Source organism: Williamsia sp. D3, assembly GCF_000506245.1.
Taxonomy (GTDB): Bacteria; Actinomycetota; Actinomycetes; order Mycobacteriales; family Mycobacteriaceae; genus Williamsia; species Williamsia muralis.
The window spans coordinates 336,602-354,872 of the sequence record NZ_AYTE01000047.1 but is presented as its reverse complement, the minus strand read 5'-3'; the positions used below and the strand labels follow the sequence as shown (position 1 = coordinate 354,872).

Here is an 18,271-nt window from a genome sequence, read left to right as displayed (position 1 = left end):
GTGACGGGGGTGAGTGCTGTGTGATCCGGCTCACGTAGAATCACGATGTCCATCAGAGCCGGAGAAACCCTGTGTCGTCACCGTTGACCCGCCCGTCGAGCGCGTTGCGTATCGACCAGGACCCGCGTGTCCACATGCGACGGCTCGACGCGATGTTCGAGCAGTGGTCGGCGACGGGTGCCATCCCGACCGGCGTCCGGAAAGAGGTGGCGAGATCCTGGGAGCGGCAGCCGCCCAGATACCAGGATCCCGACCATCGACCGGCAGACGAGGTGGCCCATCGGCGCCGGGCCGACCCACTGCTCACCCATGCGTCTGACGCCTTACGCGAACGGTTGCTGGCCAGCTGCACCGACACCGCCACCGAACTCGTGCTCTGCGACAGGGACGGTGTGGTCCTGTGGGTGGCCGGCCCACCACAGGTGCGTCGGCGCTCCGAGACGCTCGGCTTCGTCGAGGGCGCGTCGTGGACCGAGAAGGCCGTCGGCACAAATGGTTTGGGCACCGCCCTCGCCGACCGGTCACCAGTGCAGATCTTCGGGTCCGAGCACGCGCACCCCGACCACCACAGCTGGGTGTGCACGGGCGGGCCGTTGATCGACCCACGAGACGATTCGGTGCTCGGAGCGGTCACGCTCTCCGGCGGCCTGCGCACAGCACACCCGCACACGCTGTCGCTGGTGTGCTCCACGCTTGATGCCATCAATGCCGAACTACGGTCATTGCACCGTGAGAGCCTCCGAACCCACAGCCAGGCCGCGGCCGGCCTGCTCGAGCCCGGCGGCGCCGATGCGCTGGTTCTCGACCGCGGCGGCTGGGTCGTCGCCACCCGGGGCCTCGCGGTCAGTGAACGGCTGTTCGTCCCTGGCGGACTGCGCCCCGGCACCGTCTGGATCCCCAGCCTCGGACACTTCGACAGCCTCCCGGTCGGAGATCTGTGGCAGCTCGAGCGATCCACCCAACGCCTCACCACCCTCGAACTCACCGCCGAACCGCCGTGTGCCCGTATCTCGGTGGACGACAACGACCACACCTCGCACCCGCTCACCCCACGGCAGTTCGACGTGTTGCGCGTTCTCGCAGCGCATCCCAGTGGGCTCAGCGCGAGGGAGCTGTCTGCCCGGCTGTACGGGCCAGGTGATCACACGGTGAGCGTTCGCGCCGAGATCTCGCGGATCCGCCGCACGCTCGGTCCACTTCTGGCCACCCGGCCCTATCGGCTGACGGTCCCCGCCTCGGTCACCTGACCTCGCTGCAACCCCCTGCAACCCTCCCGGGCGTCCACATCGACCCCTACCGTCAGGTGTGATCCACCTCACGCGAAGGAGTTGTACATGACCACCACCGTCTCGCCTACTCAGACGGCGCAGGCTTTCCTCACCGACCTGGAACGCGCCCTTGCACATGCCCGCGACACCGGCGACGTCAGTGCTGTCACCGAACTGTTCGTCGACGATTGCTACTGGCGCGATCTGGTGGCGTTGAGCTGGAACCTCACCACCGCCGAGGGCAAGGACGACCTGGCCGCGATGCTCTCGGCGACATTGCCGACGTCGGCTCCGAGCAATTTTCGGCTCGACGGCGAGGCAACCGAAGCAGACGGGGTGACGGAGGCCTGGTACACGTTCACGACCCCGGTCCTGCGGGGCAAAGGTCTGATGCGCCTGCGCGACGGCAAGTGCTGGACCTTCCTCACCTCGGCGCAGGAACTCCTAGAGTTCCCCGAGAGCAAGGGAACCCGGCGCATCAAAGGGGCTGAACACGGTGTGGTCCCCGGGCGTAAGAACTGGCTCGACCGGCGAACCGAACAGCAGCAATCGCTCGGCACCACCGCCCAGCCGTACGTGCTCATCGTCGGCGGAGGGCAGGGCGGGATCGGGCTGGCCGCAAGGCTCCGGCGCCTCGGGGTCTCGGCACTGGTCATCGACAAGCACCCCCGGCCCGGCGACCAGTGGCGAAGCCGGTATTACTCACTGTCCCTTCATGATCCGGTGTGGTACGACCACATGCCCTATCTGCCCTTCCCGGATGACTGGCCGGTGTTCACCCCGAAGGACAAGATGGGCGACTGGCTGGAGAGCTACGTCAAGATCATGGAGCTCGACTACTGGAGCAACACCGTGTGTCGCCGCGCCTCGTTCGACGACGCGAGCCAGGAGTGGACGGTCGAACTCGAACGTGATGGACAACCCTTGACGCTGAAGCCGACTCAGCTGGTGATGGCCACCGGGATGTCGGGCATCCCCAACATCCCCGACATTCCCGGCGCCGAGACCTTCCAGGGTGATCTGGTGCATTCCTCGCAGCACACCGGTGGCGCGAAGTACGCGGGCAAGAAGGCAGTTGTGTTGGGAGCCAACAACTCCGCACATGACATCTGCGCGGACCTGTACGAGAACGGCGCCGACGTCACGATGATCCAGCGGTCGACCACACACATCGTGCGGTCAGAGTCGCTGATGCGCGAGGTGCTCGGTCCGCTCTATTCGGAGGAGGCACTCGCAAACGGCATCGACCACGAGAAGGCCGATCTGATCTTCGGGTCCATCCCGTACGGCCTGCTGGCCGACTTCCAGATCCCCGCATGGGACACGATCCGGGAGCAGGACAAGGAGTTCTACGACCGTCTCGAGGCCGCCGGGTTCATGCTCGACTTCGGCGACGACGGATCGGGGTTGTTCCTGAAGTATCTGCGTCGCGGCTCGGGCTACTACATCGACGTCGGCGCCTCCGAACTCATCGCCGACGGCAAGGTCGCGTTGAAGGCACCCGCCCACATCACCGAGATCCGTTCGCACTCGGTGATCTTGTCCGACGGCACCGAGCTCGACGCCGATCTGATCGTCATGGCGACCGGGTTCGGCTCGATGAACGGCTGGGCCGCACAGCTGATCTCGCAGGAGGTGGCCGACAAGGTCGGCAAGTGCTGGGGGCTGGGATCGGGAACGACCAAGGACCCGGGGCCCTGGGAAGGCGAGCTCCGCAACATGTGGAAGCCCACCGCACAGGCGAACCTGTGGTTCCACGGTGGCAATCTGCACCAGTCCCGGCACTACTCGCGCTACCTCGCGTTGCAGCTCAAAGCCCGCGAGGCAGGGATGAACGTGCACGTCTACGGCCAGGCACCGGTGCACCACCTGCAGTAACGGGCATGAAAGGATGGCCTTCAACAGTATTCGCCGCGATTCCAGGAGGCCCTCCATGTCAGCCGATTCCCACCAATTCGAGGCCCCGGACCGCAACCTGGCGATGGAGTTGGTGCGCGTGACCGAAGCGGCCGCTCTCGCCGCGGGCCGCTGGGTCGGTAAAGGCGACAAGAACGGCGGCGACGGCGCCGCGGTCGACGCGATGAGGCAACTGCTGTCCACCGTGTCGATGCGCGGCGTCGTCGTGATCGGCGAAGGCGAAAAAGACGAAGCGCCGATGCTCTACAACGGCGAAGAGGTCGGCAACGGCGAAGGTCCCGAGGTCGACGTGGCCGTCGATCCGATCGACGGCACCACCCTGATGGCCGAGGGTCGCCCCAACTCGATCGCCGTGCTCGCAGTGTCCGAGCGCGGCACCATGTACGACCCGTCTGCCGTCTTCTACATGGAGAAGATCGCCGTGGGTCCTGATGCGGCGGGCGTCGTCGACATCAACGAATCCGTCGAGTTCAACGTCCAGGCCGTTGCCAAGGCGAAGGGCATCGAGGTCGCCGACCTCACCGTCGTGGTCCTCGACCGCGAGCGCCACGAGGGTCTGATCGGCGAGATCCGCGCCGCGGGCGCCAAGGTCCGACTGATCTCGGACGGCGACGTCGCAGGCGCGATCGCCGCAGCGCAGGAGGAGAGCTCCGTCGACATGCTCATGGGCATCGGAGGCACCCCGGAGGGCATCATCACCGCCGTGGCGATGAAATGTATGGGCGGCGAGATTCAGGGCAAACTGTGGCCACGCAACGCGGCCGAGAAGCAGAAGGCCATCGACGCCGGCCATGATCTCGATCGGGTACTCAAGACCGAAGACCTCGTCAGCGGCGAGAACATGTTCTTCTGCGCCACCGGCGTCACCAACGGTGACATGCTCCGTGGTGTCAGCTACCGGGCGAACGGGGCGACCACCCGCTCGCTGGTGATGCGCTCGCGCTCGGGCACCATTCGCACTGTCGAGGGCCGCCACACCCGCCAGAAGGTCGCCGAGATCGCCGCGAACACTTTCCAGGACTGATCCCGCCGAGCTGCGCTCCGCACTGCGGAGCCGCAGCACAGTGAGGGTGCCTTCGGGCACCCTCACCACAGGTGGCAAAGTAACGAGGCATGAGCGACTCACCTGCCGAACAGTTCCGGATAGAGCACGACACCATGGGCGAGGTCCGGGTGCCGATCGACGCGTTGTGGCGAGCACAAACCCAGCGCGCGGTCGAGAACTTCCCGATCAGCCACCGGCCCCTCGAGCGCACCCAGATCCGCGCGATGGGTTTGCTGAAGGCGGCATGTGCTCAGGTCAACAAGGATCTCGGTCTGCTCGACGGTGACAAGGCCGACGCGATCATCTCGGCAGCAAAAGAGATCGCCGACGGCAAACACGACGATCAGTTCCCGATCGACGTGTTCCAGACGGGGTCGGGTACCAGCTCCAACATGAACGCCAACGAGGTCATCGCCTCGATCGCAAAGAACAACGGCGTCACGATCCACCCCAACGATCACGTCAACATGTCGCAGTCGTCCAACGACACCTTCCCCACCGCGACCCACGTGGCTGCCACCGAAGCCGCGGTCACCGATCTGATCCCGGCCCTGCAGCATCTGCAGGAAGCCCTGGCCGACAAGGCCTCTGCCTGGCGCGAGGTCGTCAAGTCCGGTCGCACCCACCTCATGGACGCGGTGCCGGTCACCCTCGGCCAGGAGTTCGGTGGGTACGCCCGCCAGCTCGAGGCTTCGGCGGAGCGCGTCTCGGCCACGTTGGTCCGGGTCGGCGAACTGCCCATCGGTGGAACCGCGGTGGGTACGGGTCTGAACGCTCCCGACGGGTTCGGGACCAAGGTCGTCGCCGAACTGATCAATCTGACCGGTGTCAACGAACTCTCGCTGGCAAAAGACAACTTCGAGGCCCAGGCCGCACGCGATGGGCTGGTCGAGTTGTCGGGTGCACTCAAGACCGTGGCCGTCTCGCTCACGAAGATCGCCAACGACATCCGCTGGATGGGTTCAGGCCCGCTGACCGGTCTCGGTGAGATCCAGCTGCCCGATCTGCAGCCCGGCAGCTCCATCATGCCCGGCAAGGTCAATCCGGTTCTGCCCGAAGCTGTTACGCAGGTCGCCGCGCAGGTCATCGGCAACGACGCGGCGGTTACATGGGGCGGTGGCAACGGGGCGTTCGAGCTCAACGTCTACATCCCGATGATGGCGCGAAACGTACTCGAGTCGGTCAAACTCCTCGCCAACGTGTCCCGGCTGTTCGCCGATCGCTGCATCATCGGTCTCGAGGCCAACGAAGAGCGTCTCAAGACCCTCGCAGAATCGTCACCCTCGATCGTCACCCCACTCAACAGCGCGATCGGCTACGAAGAAGCCGCCGCAGTGGCCAAGCAGGCACTGAAGGAGAAGAAGACCATCCGTCAAACCGTGATCGACCGCGGTTTGATCGGCGACAAGCTCAGCGAAGAAGAACTCGACAAGCGCCTCGACGTGCTCAAGATGGCCAACCTCGACCGCGAGCGGTAACCCTCCACATCCCGAAAATGTGCCCTTTTGGCGAGCCCGACCTGGGCTTTCATTCGCCAAAAGGGCACATTTTCGGTATCAGGGTCAGGCGAGCCCGATGTTGATGACGGGCTGACGGGCAGGGTCGAGCCACTGCACGATCTGACGCATGATGTCGCGGTCGATGGCGACACAGCCCCAGGTCGGCTCGTAATTGGTGACGTGCAGGAAGATGCCTGACGCGTAGCCCTGTACCCGCTGCGGATTGTGCGCGATGTTCACCACGTAGTCGTAGATGTCACCGGTGGACAGGATGTGCTCACTGTCGCCACCCGGGCTCTGCGGTGCACGCACGTGGGTGTTGTACGTCGGCGACCCCGGCAGGGCGTCCCACCAATCCTGGTCGTCCGCCTGGAAATAGGGCATCTCAGTACCGGGATTCGGCTGATTGCCGAAGGCTTGGTCGAGCGCGAACACACCCATCGGCGTCCGCCAGACGTTGTCGCGGGGAATGCCGATTCCCTCCGCACCGAGATAAGCCTCGGTTGGTCCGATGACCGCGGTCCAGGTGCCCGCCTCGTCGCGTTCCCAAGCCGTCAGGGTCGCCGTCGTGTCGGTCACGGTCGCCGAACTCACCGTGATCATCTGGGTCGACGTCGGGAACGCCGGCGGGGTCACCACCTCGACAGCACCGGCAGGGGTAGGAGCAACCATCACGGTTGCGACACATACGGCGGCGATCAGCGACAACACTGACCACATACGCCTCACAGACAACATCAGCACCAAGTGAGTATGCCAGGGCGGTTCTTCGTAGTGCGTCTCAGACCGATCACAAGGTTGCACTAATCTGATCACTGCCGACCGTGTGCACGAGGGGAAAGTGCTTCGATGCCGGTCGCCACAGGAGAAAATCGGGGGTCTTCATGCCGCTCGCACCGGGCAGTGTCTTTGCCGGCTACACCATCGAACGTCAGCTCGGTGCCGGCGGAATGGGCGAGGTCTACCTCGCCAAACACCCGCGGCTCCCGCGTTCGGACGCCCTCAAGGTCCTCCCGGCATCCCTCCCCGGCTCGAGTACCGCCTCCGACGATGAGTTCAGGCGTCGCTTCATCCGCGAAGCCGATCTGTCGGCCCAACTCTGGCATCCCGGCATCGTGACCGTGCACGACCGCGGAGAGTTCCAGGGCAACCTGTGGATCAGCATGGACTTCGTGCCGGGGACCGATGCCGCGGAGTTGCTGGCCATCTACCCGCGCGGCGTGAAGCCGGCGTTGGTTGTCCAGATAGCCACCGAGGTGGCCGCCGCACTCGACTACGCGCACGGACGGGGGCTCCTGCACCGGGACGTCAAACCCGGCAACATCATGCTCACCGAAGCCATCCCGCACCGCGTGATGCTCATGGATTTCGGTATCGCGCGCCCGGCCTCGGACGTCGCCGGACTCACCTCGACAGGCGCTGTGGTGGGCACGATGGCCTACGCCGCACCCGAACAGCTCCGCGGCCTGCCCGTCGATGCCCGAGCCGATGTGTTCGCTCTAGGGTGCACCGTGTTCGCGCTGCTGACCGGTGCGCCTCCTGGCGCCGGTCGCGAGATCCCTCCCGCCATCCGTCCCGTTCTCGATCGGGCTCTGGCCACCGAACCCGGCGACCGCTACAACTCGTGTGGCGAGTTCGCTCGCGAACTGAGCGCCGCCATGGATCTTCCACCGACGCCCGGATCTCCGCCCCCCGGCGCGCACACCCAACACGACGCCCAGCACGCCCCCACCCTGCTCGGACTGCCCTCCATACCGCCGACGAACCCACCGGGCACCACCCCACCGCCCGATCACATCTCGTCCGCCGCGACGGCGCCGACCGTGATGCAGCGCCCCGGGTACCCGGGACCTGCGGGACCACCACCCCCGCCTTCACCCTCGACCGGCCGGTCTCACACACCATTGATCATCGGGCTGCTCGCCGTCATCGTCATCGCGGCCTCGGTGGTGGCGGCAACAGTCCTCTGGCCGAAGTCGGACGACGAACCCGCCGCCGCCGGGGAGCAGAATCCCGGACCGCAAACGAGTGTCACCACCATCACGCAGTCCGCCCTGGGACCGGCACCACTTCCCCCACAGCAGGCCGAACAGTCGCAGCGGGTGCAGGCCACCACCTCGACGCCCTCGGTTCAGCAGGTACCCAACGCTGCCGACCTCGGACTGTCGACACCGATCAGTACTCCGGCATGCGACGGAACCGGCATCATCGTGGTCGCCAACTCCACCGATCCAGCCGGATACCGCAGCGACATGGCCGCCGCCCTGGACAACCACCCCGGCGCGCGATACCTACGCACCGACCAGTCGTGTCCGTCACTGCGACCACGCGACGACAGCGGAAACCTGATCTACGCCGCCTATGTGGTTGTCGGACAAGGACGATCGGCAGTCTGCGCCACGCTCCCCGCCTACCCGGAGCGCTACGGCAAAGTGCTTGACACCACCAGCGACCCCGACATCCCCATCTCGCCCGACAACTGCTGACACCCACCGCCGGACAACCACGAAAAAGGTGCGGCAGACCGCATCACTGCGATCTGCCGCACCTCTCCTGCTCGCTACGCTCCCGACGCGCTGCGCCCGACCTCGCCCGCTCGCGCTACGCTCCCGGCGCACTGAGTCCAAACTCGCCCGCTCGCTACGCTCCCGGCGCGAATTCCTCCAGCATCTCCGTCACGAGGGCCGCAATCGGCGACCGCTCGCTTCGCGTCAACGTCACATGCGCGAAAAGTGGATGACCCTTGAGCTTTTCGATCACCGCAGCGACACCGTCGTGCCGACCGACACGGAGATTGTCGCGCTGGGCCACGTCGTGGGTGAGCACCACACGCGAACCAGATCCCAAGCGCGACAACACCGTCAGCAAGACATTGCGCTCCAGCGACTGCGCCTCGTCGACGATCACAAAAGAGTCGTGCAGTGAACGGCCCCGAATGTGGGTCAGGGGAAGAACTTCCAGCATGCCACGACTGAGGACCTCCTCGATCACCTCCGTGGACGCGAGCCCCTCCAGGGTGTCGAACACGGCCTGCGCCCAGGGCCCCATCTTCTCGGACTCGCTGCCGGGAAGATAACCGAGGTTTTGTCCACCAACGGCATACAGAGGCCGAAAGACGACCACCTTGCGTTGGGTTCGCCGCTCGAGCACCGCTTCGAGACCTGCGCACAGGGCCAGAGCAGACTTGCCGGTGCCGGCCTTGCCGCCCATCGACACGATGCCCACGCTGTCGTCGAGCAACAGATCAAGTGCAACACGCTGCTCCGCACTGCGACCACGCAGTCCGAACACCTCACGTTCCCCCCGGACCAACTGCACCTGCTTCTGCGGGTTCACCCGACCAAGGGCGCTCGAATTGGTTCCCAGCAACCGGATTCCGGTGTGGCAGGGCAGATCCCGGGCTGAATCGATATCCACGACGCCGTCGGCGAACAACGTGTCGATCACCGAAGAATCGACATCCAGTTCGGTCATACCCGACCAACCGGACGTCACCACGTCCTGAGCGTGATACTCGTCGGCAGCCAGCCCCACCGCTCCGGCCTTGATCCGCAACGGGGTGTCCTTGGACACCAGCGTCACATCCTTGCCCTCTGCGCGAAGATTCAACGCGCAAGCCAGGATTCGCGAATCGTTGGTGTCGGTGCGGAAGCCCGCCGGCAGGACCGCCGGATCGGTGTGGTTGAGCTCTACCTGGACGGTGCCACCGAGATCCCCGATCGGGATCTGCTGATCGAGCCGACCGTGCTCGAGGCGGAGGTCGTCGAGCATCCGCAACGCCTCGCGGGCGAACCAGCCCAGTTCATGATGATGGCGTTTGCCCTCGAGTTCACCGATGACCACCAGCGGCAAGATCACGTGGTGTTCGGCGAATCGTGTTACCGCCCAAGGGTCGGACAGCAACACCGAGGTGTCGAGGACATAGGTACGAGCATCGCGTGTGGTCACGAAGGGCTCCTAAGACGAAGTGGCACCACTTCGACTGGTGTTGCTGGACCGGTCGGTTCTGGCAGAAGTGGCAGGGTTGCCACGTCCACAAGGACCGGGGCCGGTCCCCTCGCACTCACGCAAGCAAGTCAACGATCGAACCTCCCGGACGAACCACTTCCCCGCGGCCCGTCACTCGTCAAAGTACGCCGAGTGCGGCGTGTCGGCTCGTCGGAAACGACGCGTGTCCGTGAATAATCGGTTAACTGTCCAGTGGGTGACAGCAGGCTGTTCCTTGCCCGATTTCGGACGCCATCTTGCTGACGTCGATGGACATGAGCACCCTCATCGCTTGAAGACCTTCTGCTTCTGCTGCTCGATGACAACAAGGGCTTGCTAACGCATGGTGAAACGGGGTGCCGCCGCCCCAGCCATCACGACAGCCACGATCGCGGCTGCCGCCGCAGGGGCGAGCAACCGCGGCGGCGGAACCAGATCGGTTCCGCCCGGCTCTGTGCCGGAGGCCTACAGGCCCGCGGCCGCCAGGATCCGTAGCCGTGCGGCCTCGTCTTTGTCGCGCAGCCCGCCGAGGCTCTGCAGCTTGAGGTCAGCGACCAACGTCGACGCGACATAGGTCGATGCATCCGCGTTGTACTTGGCAATGAGGTCGAGATCACCGAAGTTGTCCACGTCGGCACCGATCAGTTCCATCTCGGAGATCGCCTTGTCGACGGCGGTGACCAACTCGGAGATGTTGGCGTCCACGCCGGCATTCAAGAAGTTGGTGAACGTCTTGGCCTGAACGCGGTCGTCGTGGAGGATGCGGCTGACGATGGCGGTGAGCACCTCGTTGTCCGAATCGGCGAGCAGCTTCTCTTCGAAGGCCACGCACTGCAGCTCGTGCACGGCGAGTAACGCCATCACATCGAGGATCTGATAGTCGGTCAGCGACACTGGACTCTGCAGTTTGCCCTTGGTGATGTGATGCAGCCGAAGATTCTCGGCGACCTCGGGATCGACCAGACGCGAGACCACCAGATAGTCACGCAACGCGATCGAATGCCGGTTGTCCTCGGCCGTCCACGACCCGATGACCTGCTGCCAGGCACCGAAGATCGACGCCTTCTGTGCCATCAACCGGTGGTAGGACGGCATGTTGTCCTTGGTCAGCAGCAGCGCGAGCACTGCGGCTGCGGCATCGGCAGGCAGCGGCGCCGGCTGATCGGGGTCGAAATCGACGCCGCCCAGGAAGGCGAAGTTGCGGCCGTCGTCCCACGGGACCCAGTCATGCGGGTTCCATGCCTCGGCAGCAGCGTGGTGCTCTTCCATGATCTCCGGAATCGCCTTTTCCAAGGCGTAGAGCAGCTCGTCCTGGGTCAAATCATTCACCCGGACAGACTAGAGGCCGACCCGGGATATGCGAAATGCCCGGCGGGTCCGCACCGCGGGCGCTCGGCCGTCGACGCTCAGCGTGTGGTGCTGAGCAGACCCCACTGCTCGAGGCCCTCGTACAACGGGAAGTCGAGAGCGAGCTGGGACACCCGCTGACGCAGGGCGGCGACGTCGGCCGACTGACCACCGACAAGCGCGGACGCGATGATGTCGGCGACCTCGCGGAACTGATCCTCACCGAAGCCGCGAGTCGCAAGTGCCGGGGTTCCGATGCGCAGACCGGAGGTGACCATCGGCGGTCGCGGGTCGAACGGCACGGCGTTGCGATTCACGGTGATCCCGACCTGGTGCAGCAAATCCTCGGCCTGCTGACCGTCGAGATTGCTGTTGCGCAGATCGACGAGCACCAGGTGCACGTCGGTACCACCGGTGAGGACCGATACGCCGACGTCGCTCACGTTCTTGGCGGTGAGCCGCTCGGCGAGCAGTTTCGCGCCCACCAGAGTGCGTTCCTGTCGCTCCCTGAAATCGTCGCTGGCGGCGATCTTCAAGGCCACGGCCTTCGCGGCGATCACGTGCATGAGCGGGCCGCCCTGCTGACCGGGGAACACGGCCGAGTTCAGCTTCTTCGCCCATTCCTGCTTCGCCAGGATGATGCCCGACCGGGGGCCACCGAGAGTTTTGTGGACCGTGGACGACACCACATCGGCGTACGGCACGGGTGACGGGTGCAGCCCCGAGGCGACCAACCCGGCGAAGTGCGCCATGTCGACCCAGAGGTGGGCACCGACCTCGTCGGCGATGGACCGGAAGGCCTCGAAATCGAGGATCCGGGGGTAGGCCGACCAGCCGGCGACGATCACCTTCGGCTTGGTGTCGAGGGCGATCTTGCGCACCTCGTCCATGTCCACCCGGAAGTCCTCTTTGCTCACGCCGTAGAAGGCGTTCTCGTAGAGCTTGCCGGAGAAGTTCAGCCGCATGCCGTGGGTGAGGTGACCACCATGGGCGAGGTCGAGCCCGAGCAGCGTCTCGCCGGGTTCCATCAGGGCAGCCAGCACCGCAGCGTTGGCCTGGGCACCCGAATGTGGCTGCACATTGGCGAACTCGGCACCGAACAGTTCTTTGGCCCGGTTGCGGGCGATGTCCTCGACGACGTCGACGTATTCGCATCCGCCGTAGTACCGGCGACCCGGGTAGCCCTCGGCGTACTTGTTGGTGAGCACACTGCCCTGCGCCTGCAGCACCGCGCGCGGTACGAAGTTCTCCGACGCGATCATCTCGAGGGTGTCCCGCTGACGGGTCAGCTCCCCGTTCATCGCGGCCGCCACATCCGGATCTAGCTCAGCCAGGGATGCGGTGTTGACGTCGGTCATTGTTCTCCTTGGGCGCGCGAAGCAGCGTAAGAGGTGGTGAGTACTCGTCCGCCAGTCTAGGAGACGGGTCCAACGTGGTGAAAACTGCGCCCGAGCCGATCAGCTCTGGAAAGCGAGTTCGGCGCGCAGCGCCGCCGGGGTGAGGGGTTCGTCGAGCAACCGGCCGAACCGGGCGAGGTGGTCACCGGCAGGTACCGAACTGCCGGCGCCCTGCGCGACACCGGCTTCGAGCCACGTCTGCAGCAGCCGATACCCCTCGACGTAGGTGCTGATGTACGCGCGCCACAGGGGCGACGACAGGAACCGCAGCATCTGCCTGGCTCGCTCGTCTGTCGCCAGCAACCATTGCCGCAGGTACGCCGCAACAGTGTCGTGGTCGGCACCTCGGTCGTGCAGCAGGAGCGCCGCGTCCTGGCGAACACCGAGCAGTCCCCCGGTTGCCTTGCCGATCGCCTCGGCGCGCCTGCCGTCGAAACGCAGGCCGAGGTCGGCGTAGATCTCCTGCGCCCACGTACCCCAGTCGGGGCCGACCGCGGCGACCAGGGCATGGTCGGCGAGGCCCTCGGCCATGAGGCACTGGGGCGTGTTCACGAGGAAGATCGTCTGCTCGATCTGTCCCCCACCCACCAGGATCTGCTCTTTGCGGCAATGTTCGGTGTGGTGTCCCGGATAGGCCTCGTGCGCGATCAGATGTGGCAGCGACGACATGTACTGCGTGAGGTCGCCGTTGATGGCGACGCGGGAGCGGTAGTCGCCGAGGTAGTAGTTGAAACCCGACCACGGTTTGTCCGTGACGACCTCGAAGTCGACGACCTCGGTGTCCGGCAATGTGTAGGTGCCGCGCACCTTGTCGCGCAGGGCGCTGCTGAAGGCCGACACCGCATCGGCGATCTTGTCGGCTGGGATCTCCTCGGAGCGGCGATGCGCGGCGTAACGATCCGCGAGGTCACCACCACCGGGCAGGAGCGCGTCGAGATCGACGTGCGCCTGCCGATAGAGCTCGGGGTCGCCCATCTCGATGTCGACGTCGAAGTAGTTGCGCACCTCGTCGACGAAGGTGATCTCGTCGCCGGCGAACTTTCGGGCGGAGCATTCGAGCGCACGCAGAGCGGAGGTCAGGAACTGGGCACGCTGAGGAGTCAGGCCCGCCCCGCCCGCTTCGGCCCGAAGCGTCGCGGCTCGGCGCGCCAGTTCCCGGGGATCGGGCGCCGCCGCGTTCTCGACCTCTCGGCGCAAGGCCGGATCGCCGGTGAAGGCATCGACGAAGCCCGGTTCGAGGCGATCGAAAGCGAGCCCGAGCCGCAGATACTGCTCGACGACTGCATTGGTGTGCATGGGGTCAAACGGTACCGAAACCACCCCGAAGTCACCTGCCTGCCAGGCGTTCGCAAGACTGATGACATGCCATGGGTCCCACGGATCGATTGTTGACATGTCGCGAATGACCGAGCCGAGTCCGTACATCGAACTCGACCGCAGGCAATGGCGCGACCTTCGTCAGTCGATGCCCATGGTGTTGACCGAGGGTGAATTGCGCGACCTGCGAGGGCTCGGTGAGCAGATCGACCTCACCGAGGTCGCCGACGTCTACCTGCCGCTGTCCCGTTTGATCCATCTCCAGGTCGCCGCACGGCAACGGCTGTTCGCGGCCACCGCGACATTCCTCGGCGAGCGGCAGCCCGAACGCCAGGTGCCCTTCATCATCGGGGTCGCCGGCAGTGTGGCCGTCGGGAAGTCGACCACCGCGCGTGTGCTCCAGGCGTTGCTGGCGCGCTGGGAGAGTCATCCGAAGGTCGACCTGGTGACCACGGACGGATTCCTCTACCCCACCGCCGAACTCGAACGCCGCGGAATCATGCACCGCAAGGGTTTCCCGGAATCGTACGACCGCCGCGCTCTGCTCCGGTTCGTCACCGAGGTGAAATCAGGGGCCGCCGATGTCTCGGCGCCGGTGTACTCCCACCTCACCTACGACATCGTCCGCGACACGAAACACCATGTGCAACAACCCGACATCCTCATCGTCGAGGGGCTGAACGTACTGCAGACCGGGTCACGGCTGATGGTGTCGGACCTCTTCGACTTCTCCATCTACGTCGATGCCCGGATCGAGGACATCGAGGACTGGTACATCCATCGTTTCCTCGCGATGCGCACCACCGCATTCGCCGATCCACATTCGCATTTCCACCACTACTCGTCGCTGACCGACGAACAGGCCACCCTTGCCGCCCGGGACATCTGGAACGGGATCAACCGGCCGAACCTCGTGGAGAACATTCTCCCGACCCGGCCGCGCGCCACTCTGGTACTCCGCAAAGACGCCGATCACGCCATCAACCGCGTGCGCTTGCGCAAGATCTGACGCCAGAGGCCGACCTGGCTCAGATCACTTGCCGAAGCGCCGGCTGCGATCACTTGCCGAAGCGGCGACTACGGGCTGCGTAATCGCGCAGGGCGCGCAGGAAGTCCACGCGCCGGAACGCCGGCCAGTAGGCATCGGTGAACCAGATCTCCGAATACGCGCTCTGCCACAGGAGGAATCCCGAGAGCCGTTGCTCCCCTGATGTTCTGATCACCAGATCAGGGTCCGGCTGGCCGCGGGTGTAGAGATTCTGGTCGATGGCCTCCACCGTGACGGCGTCGATGAGCTGATCGGGTGAGTCGCCCGCCGCCAAGCGGTCGGCCAGCAGGGACCGGACGGAATCGACGATCTCCTGGCGGCCGCCGTAGCCCACGGCGACGTTCACGTTGGGTCCCGTACGCCCGGAGGACTGTTGTTGCGCCGCCTTGAGCCGCGCGGAAACCTCGTCGGGCAGCTGGTCGAGCGCGCCGACTATCTGCACCCGCCATGGCTGGCCCGGCGCCGAGATCTCCTCGACGATGTCGGGCACGATCTGCAGCAGCTCGCCGAGCTCGGCCGAATCACGATTCAGGTTCTCGGTGGAGAGCAGGTAGATGGTCACGGTCTCGATGCCGAGTTCACTGCACCACCGCAGAACCTCGGCGATCTTCTGCGCCCCGACCCGGTGCCCGTGGTTGACATTCTCGAATCCGGCTTCGCGAGCCCATCGCCGGTTGCCATCGCAGATGATCGCAATGTGCCTGGGGTTCTGTGACGGATCCAGATAGTGAGTCAGCCGACGCTCGTAGACCCGGTACATGGGTCCGCGCATGGCGTCGGGGATGAGCTTCACCCGCTACACCTTACGCGGCGACGATGGAGGTCAGCCCGAACCTTCGGTACCGTAAGTTGTGATCGATTCCGAACTGGCGCTGCTGGCCGAGCTCAAGCCCCGAATGCGCGGTTGGATCCACCTGTACGCAGGTTTCGTCGCCATCGTCACGGGCCTCGTCCTGGTTGCGGTGGCGTGGGCACTGATCGGCCCGATGGCAGCACTGGCCTGCGGTATCTACGCCCTGACCGTCTGTGGTCTGTTCGGCGTCAGCGCCACCTACCATCGCGTCGACTGGACCTCCGACACGGCCAAGCTCTGGATGAAGCGGGCCGATCATTCGATGATCTTCATCTTTATCGCGGGCAGTTACACCCCTTTCTGCGTCATGGGGCTCGAACCTCCCGAACAGGTCGCCGTCCTCGTCGTCGTGTGGACCGGCGCCCTGGCCGGCGTCACCCTCAAGGTCCTCTGGCCGGGATCACCCCGATGGCTGGGGGTCCCGCTTTACATCCTGCTGGGCTGGACCATCGTGGCCGTCATCCCCGAGCTGATCGACTCCGTCGGGGTGGCGGTGGTGGTGCTGCTGGCGGTCGGTGGCCTGTTCTACACGATCGGCGGCGTCCTCTACGCCACCCGCTGGCCCGACCCGTGGCCGACCACCTTCGGACATCACGAGTTCTTTCACGCATGCACGGTGATCGCGGCGATCGTGCACTACATCGCCGTGTGGCTGGTCTTGTTCGAATAGGTCACCGACCGGCCACCCGCTGGGGTCAGACCCGCGTCTTGGCCGCCGAAAGCGCCTGCATCACAGTTACCGTCGCATCCCAGTCCATGCACTTGTCGGTGACCGACTGTCCGTAGGTGAGGGGCTCGGCGTCCGGGGCCTGGGCACCGGCGACGAGGAAGCTCTCCAGCATGACCCCGCTGATCCCGCGCTGACCGCTTGCGATCATCGCGGCGACCTCGGTGGCAACCTCTGCCTGCCGGATGTGGTCCTTACCGGAATTGGCGTGGGAGCAGTCGATCATGACGAGTTCGGGAAGACCTGCCTTGGCGAGCGATGTAAGTGCCCCGTCCACCGAGCCGACATCGAAGTTGGGACCCGCTGTGCCGCCGCGCAAGATGATGTGGCAGTCCGTGTTTCCCTCGGTCTCCACGATCGCACCGCGACCGAAGTCGTCGACTCCGAAGAAGACGTGCTGCGCTGCAGCGGCTTTCACACCGTCTACGGCCACCTGGACGTTCCCGTCCGTACCGTTCTTGAAGCCGATCGGCATCGACAGGCCAGAGGCCAGCTGCCGGTGCACCTGCGACTCCGTTGTGCGGGCGCCGATCGCGCCCCACGCCACCGCATCTGCGATGTACTGCGGGCTGGTGGGTTCGAGGAACTCGCAACCGACGGGCAGGCCGAGATCGATGAGGTCGAGGAGCAGGCCGCGGGCGACGCGCAGTCCGCGTTCCACGTCGAAACTGCCATCCATGCCGGGGTCGTTGATGAGGCCCTTCCACCCGACCGTGGTCCGCGGCTTCTCGAAGTACACCCGCATCACGATCTTCAGCCGATCGGCGTGTTCGGCTGCGATGGGTGCCAGCCGGCGCGCGTAGTCGATCGCGGCAACCGGGTCATGCACCGAGCACGGCCCCACGATGACGAGCAGCCGATCGTCGCGACCCGCCAGGATGTCGGCGATCTCGTCGCGGTCGCGCTGCACCACTTCGGCCCGACGGCCGGTCAGCGGCAGTTCGGCGCGCACGGTGTCGGGTGAAGGGATCTCGCGCAGCGCGCGGATCCTGCGGTCCGAGGTGTTGGGACCGGACAACGTTCCGTGTCCGTGGAGTCCGCTGGTCATGTTGTGTGCCTTCCTGATTCGAAGGGCACCATCACCTGTTGACCGGTGCCCTGACAAAGAAAAAAGCAGCGACCAAAGGTGGTCACTGCTCGGGGCTCCGGGTGTGTGGACGCGTCAGCGTAGCGCTGTATCGGCGGCTCCACCCGGAGCCTCGATAAAGCGCCAATACACGCGCGCACTGATGTTCACGTCGGCCAAAGTAGCACGTGAATGGCGCGGTGCCCAATGTCGCATGTCAGGCGCGGTCTCCGGAGCGATCAGGGCCGGCCGCGGTCGATCACTCGTGACAGCACGATGATGCTCTCGGAGTGGTCCACCGTTTCCGCCGAGCGGATCCGTTCGAGCGCCTCCTCGAGATGCTGGACGTCGCGGGCCACCACGCGCAGGATCGCGTCGGCCTTTCCCGTCACCGTCGCGGCGCTGACCACCTCGGTGATGTGTTCCCACGACCGCGCCAAGATGTCTGGGGCGACGGTTCCGCGGCAGAAGACCTGCACGTACGCCTCGGTTGTCCACTGCAGTGCCGCCGGGTCGGTCACAACGGTGAAACCCCGGATGACACCGGACGACACCAACCGGTCGACCCGGCGTTTCACCGCCGGTGCCGACAACCGGACCTGCTCGCCGATCTGGGCGTAGGTCTGTCGTGCGTCCTTGGTGAGACATCCCAGGATCGCCTCGTCGAGGTTGTCCAACACAGCCAGTCGTCACTTCCGCTCGATGGTCCGCTGACCCGACGCAACGGATCGCCCCATTTTGCCAGATACGACAACAAATATGCTCTCTGTGCGCAATGCACGAGCATTGCTTGCGTCAGA

Annotated in this window: 16 protein-coding genes; 8 read left to right on the top strand and 8 right to left on the bottom strand. The window is 65.3% G+C overall.

Annotated elements, in window-relative coordinates; genetic code table 11:
• Positions 1-71 precede the first annotated feature (71 nt).
• The 4 genes from W823_RS54925 (at position 72) to W823_RS54910 (ending at position 5,708) form a co-directional block, all read left to right on the top strand.
• Positions 72-1,247 carry a helix-turn-helix domain-containing protein gene (locus W823_RS54925; RefSeq protein WP_023963084.1) on the top strand — a complete coding sequence of 392 codons (1,176 nt, stop codon included), beginning with the start codon at positions 72-74 and terminating at the stop codon, positions 1,245-1,247.
• Between the two features lie 87 nt (positions 1,248-1,334).
• Positions 1,335-3,146: an NAD(P)/FAD-dependent oxidoreductase gene (locus tag W823_RS54920; RefSeq protein ID WP_023963080.1), complete on the top strand. Its 1,812-nt coding sequence runs from the start codon at positions 1,335-1,337 to the stop codon at positions 3,144-3,146.
• Between the two features lie 55 nt (positions 3,147-3,201).
• A complete protein-coding gene (glpX, locus tag W823_RS54915) occupies positions 3,202-4,209 on the top strand; it encodes a class II fructose-bisphosphatase (protein WP_023963074.1) in 1,008 nt (335 codons plus the stop codon).
• Between the two features lie 89 nt (positions 4,210-4,298).
• Positions 4,299-5,708 (top strand): class II fumarate hydratase, encoded by a 1,410-nt coding sequence (locus tag W823_RS54910; RefSeq protein ID WP_023963071.1) that lies wholly within the window; start codon positions 4,299-4,301, stop codon positions 5,706-5,708.
• 84 nt (positions 5,709-5,792) lie between these two features.
• Here W823_RS54910 and W823_RS0131005 read toward each other — a convergent pair whose 3' ends face one another.
• Entirely contained in the window at positions 5,793-6,308 is a 516-nt protein-coding gene (locus W823_RS0131005) for a L,D-transpeptidase family protein (protein WP_317713078.1), read from the bottom strand.
• Between W823_RS0131005 and W823_RS58540 the strand changes: the two genes are divergently transcribed.
• Positions 6,298-6,480: a hypothetical protein gene (locus W823_RS58540; protein ID WP_200866420.1), complete on the top strand. Its 183-nt coding sequence runs from the start codon at positions 6,298-6,300 to the stop codon at positions 6,478-6,480. The genes W823_RS0131005 and W823_RS58540 overlap by 11 nt on opposite strands.
• Before the next feature lie 133 nt (positions 6,481-6,613).
• Positions 6,614-8,215, top strand: coding sequence for a serine/threonine-protein kinase (locus W823_RS59400; protein WP_023963067.1), 1,602 nt, complete (start codon positions 6,614-6,616; stop codon positions 8,213-8,215).
• A 154-nt stretch (positions 8,216-8,369) separates the two neighbouring features.
• On the opposite strand, the gene W823_RS54900 is transcribed toward W823_RS59400, so the two are convergent.
• The 4 genes from W823_RS54900 to W823_RS54885 all read right to left on the bottom strand — a co-directional run bounded on the left by W823_RS54900 (position 8,370) and on the right by W823_RS54885 (position 13,756).
• Positions 8,370-9,677, bottom strand: a complete 1,308-nt coding sequence (locus W823_RS54900; RefSeq protein WP_023963065.1) for a PhoH family protein — start codon at positions 9,675-9,677, stop codon at positions 8,370-8,372.
• A 504-nt stretch (positions 9,678-10,181) separates the two neighbouring features.
• Positions 10,182-11,045: an acyl-ACP desaturase gene (locus W823_RS54895; protein WP_023963063.1), complete on the bottom strand. Its 864-nt coding sequence runs from the start codon at positions 11,043-11,045 to the stop codon at positions 10,182-10,184.
• A gap of 77 nt (positions 11,046-11,122) precedes the next feature.
• Positions 11,123-12,421: a serine hydroxymethyltransferase gene (gene glyA, locus W823_RS54890; protein WP_023963061.1), complete on the bottom strand. Its 1,299-nt coding sequence runs from the start codon at positions 12,419-12,421 to the stop codon at positions 11,123-11,125.
• 99 nt (positions 12,422-12,520) lie between these two features.
• Entirely contained in the window at positions 12,521-13,756 is a 1,236-nt protein-coding gene (locus tag W823_RS54885) for a hypothetical protein (protein WP_031333590.1), read from the bottom strand.
• Positions 13,757-13,853: 97 nt separating this feature from the next.
• On the opposite strand from W823_RS54885, the gene coaA reads away from it, so the two are divergent.
• Positions 13,854-14,786 (top strand): type I pantothenate kinase, encoded by a 933-nt coding sequence (coaA, locus tag W823_RS54880; protein ID WP_023963057.1) that lies wholly within the window; start codon positions 13,854-13,856, stop codon positions 14,784-14,786.
• Positions 14,787-14,835: 49 nt separating this feature from the next.
• Here the strand turns inward: coaA and W823_RS54875 are convergent, their stop codons facing one another.
• A complete protein-coding gene (locus tag W823_RS54875; protein WP_023963055.1) occupies positions 14,836-15,618 on the bottom strand; it encodes an isoprenyl transferase in 783 nt (260 codons plus the stop codon).
• A 103-nt stretch (positions 15,619-15,721) separates the two neighbouring features.
• Here W823_RS54875 and W823_RS54870 point away from each other — a divergent pair, with 103 nt between their 5' ends.
• Complete coding sequence (locus tag W823_RS54870) at positions 15,722-16,348, top strand: hemolysin III family protein (protein ID WP_051406714.1); 627 nt, start codon at positions 15,722-15,724, stop codon at positions 16,346-16,348.
• Between the two features lie 25 nt (positions 16,349-16,373).
• Here the strand turns inward: W823_RS54870 and W823_RS54865 are convergent, their stop codons facing one another.
• Together W823_RS54865 and W823_RS54860 are read right to left on the bottom strand one after the other, a co-directional pair.
• Positions 16,374-17,453, bottom strand: a complete 1,080-nt coding sequence (locus tag W823_RS54865) for a 3-deoxy-7-phosphoheptulonate synthase (protein ID WP_023963051.1) — start codon at positions 17,451-17,453, stop codon at positions 16,374-16,376.
• Positions 17,454-17,710: 257 nt separating this feature from the next.
• Positions 17,711-18,157, bottom strand: coding sequence for an Lrp/AsnC family transcriptional regulator (locus W823_RS54860; RefSeq protein ID WP_031333588.1), 447 nt, complete (start codon positions 18,155-18,157; stop codon positions 17,711-17,713).
• Positions 18,158-18,271 lie beyond the last annotated feature (114 nt).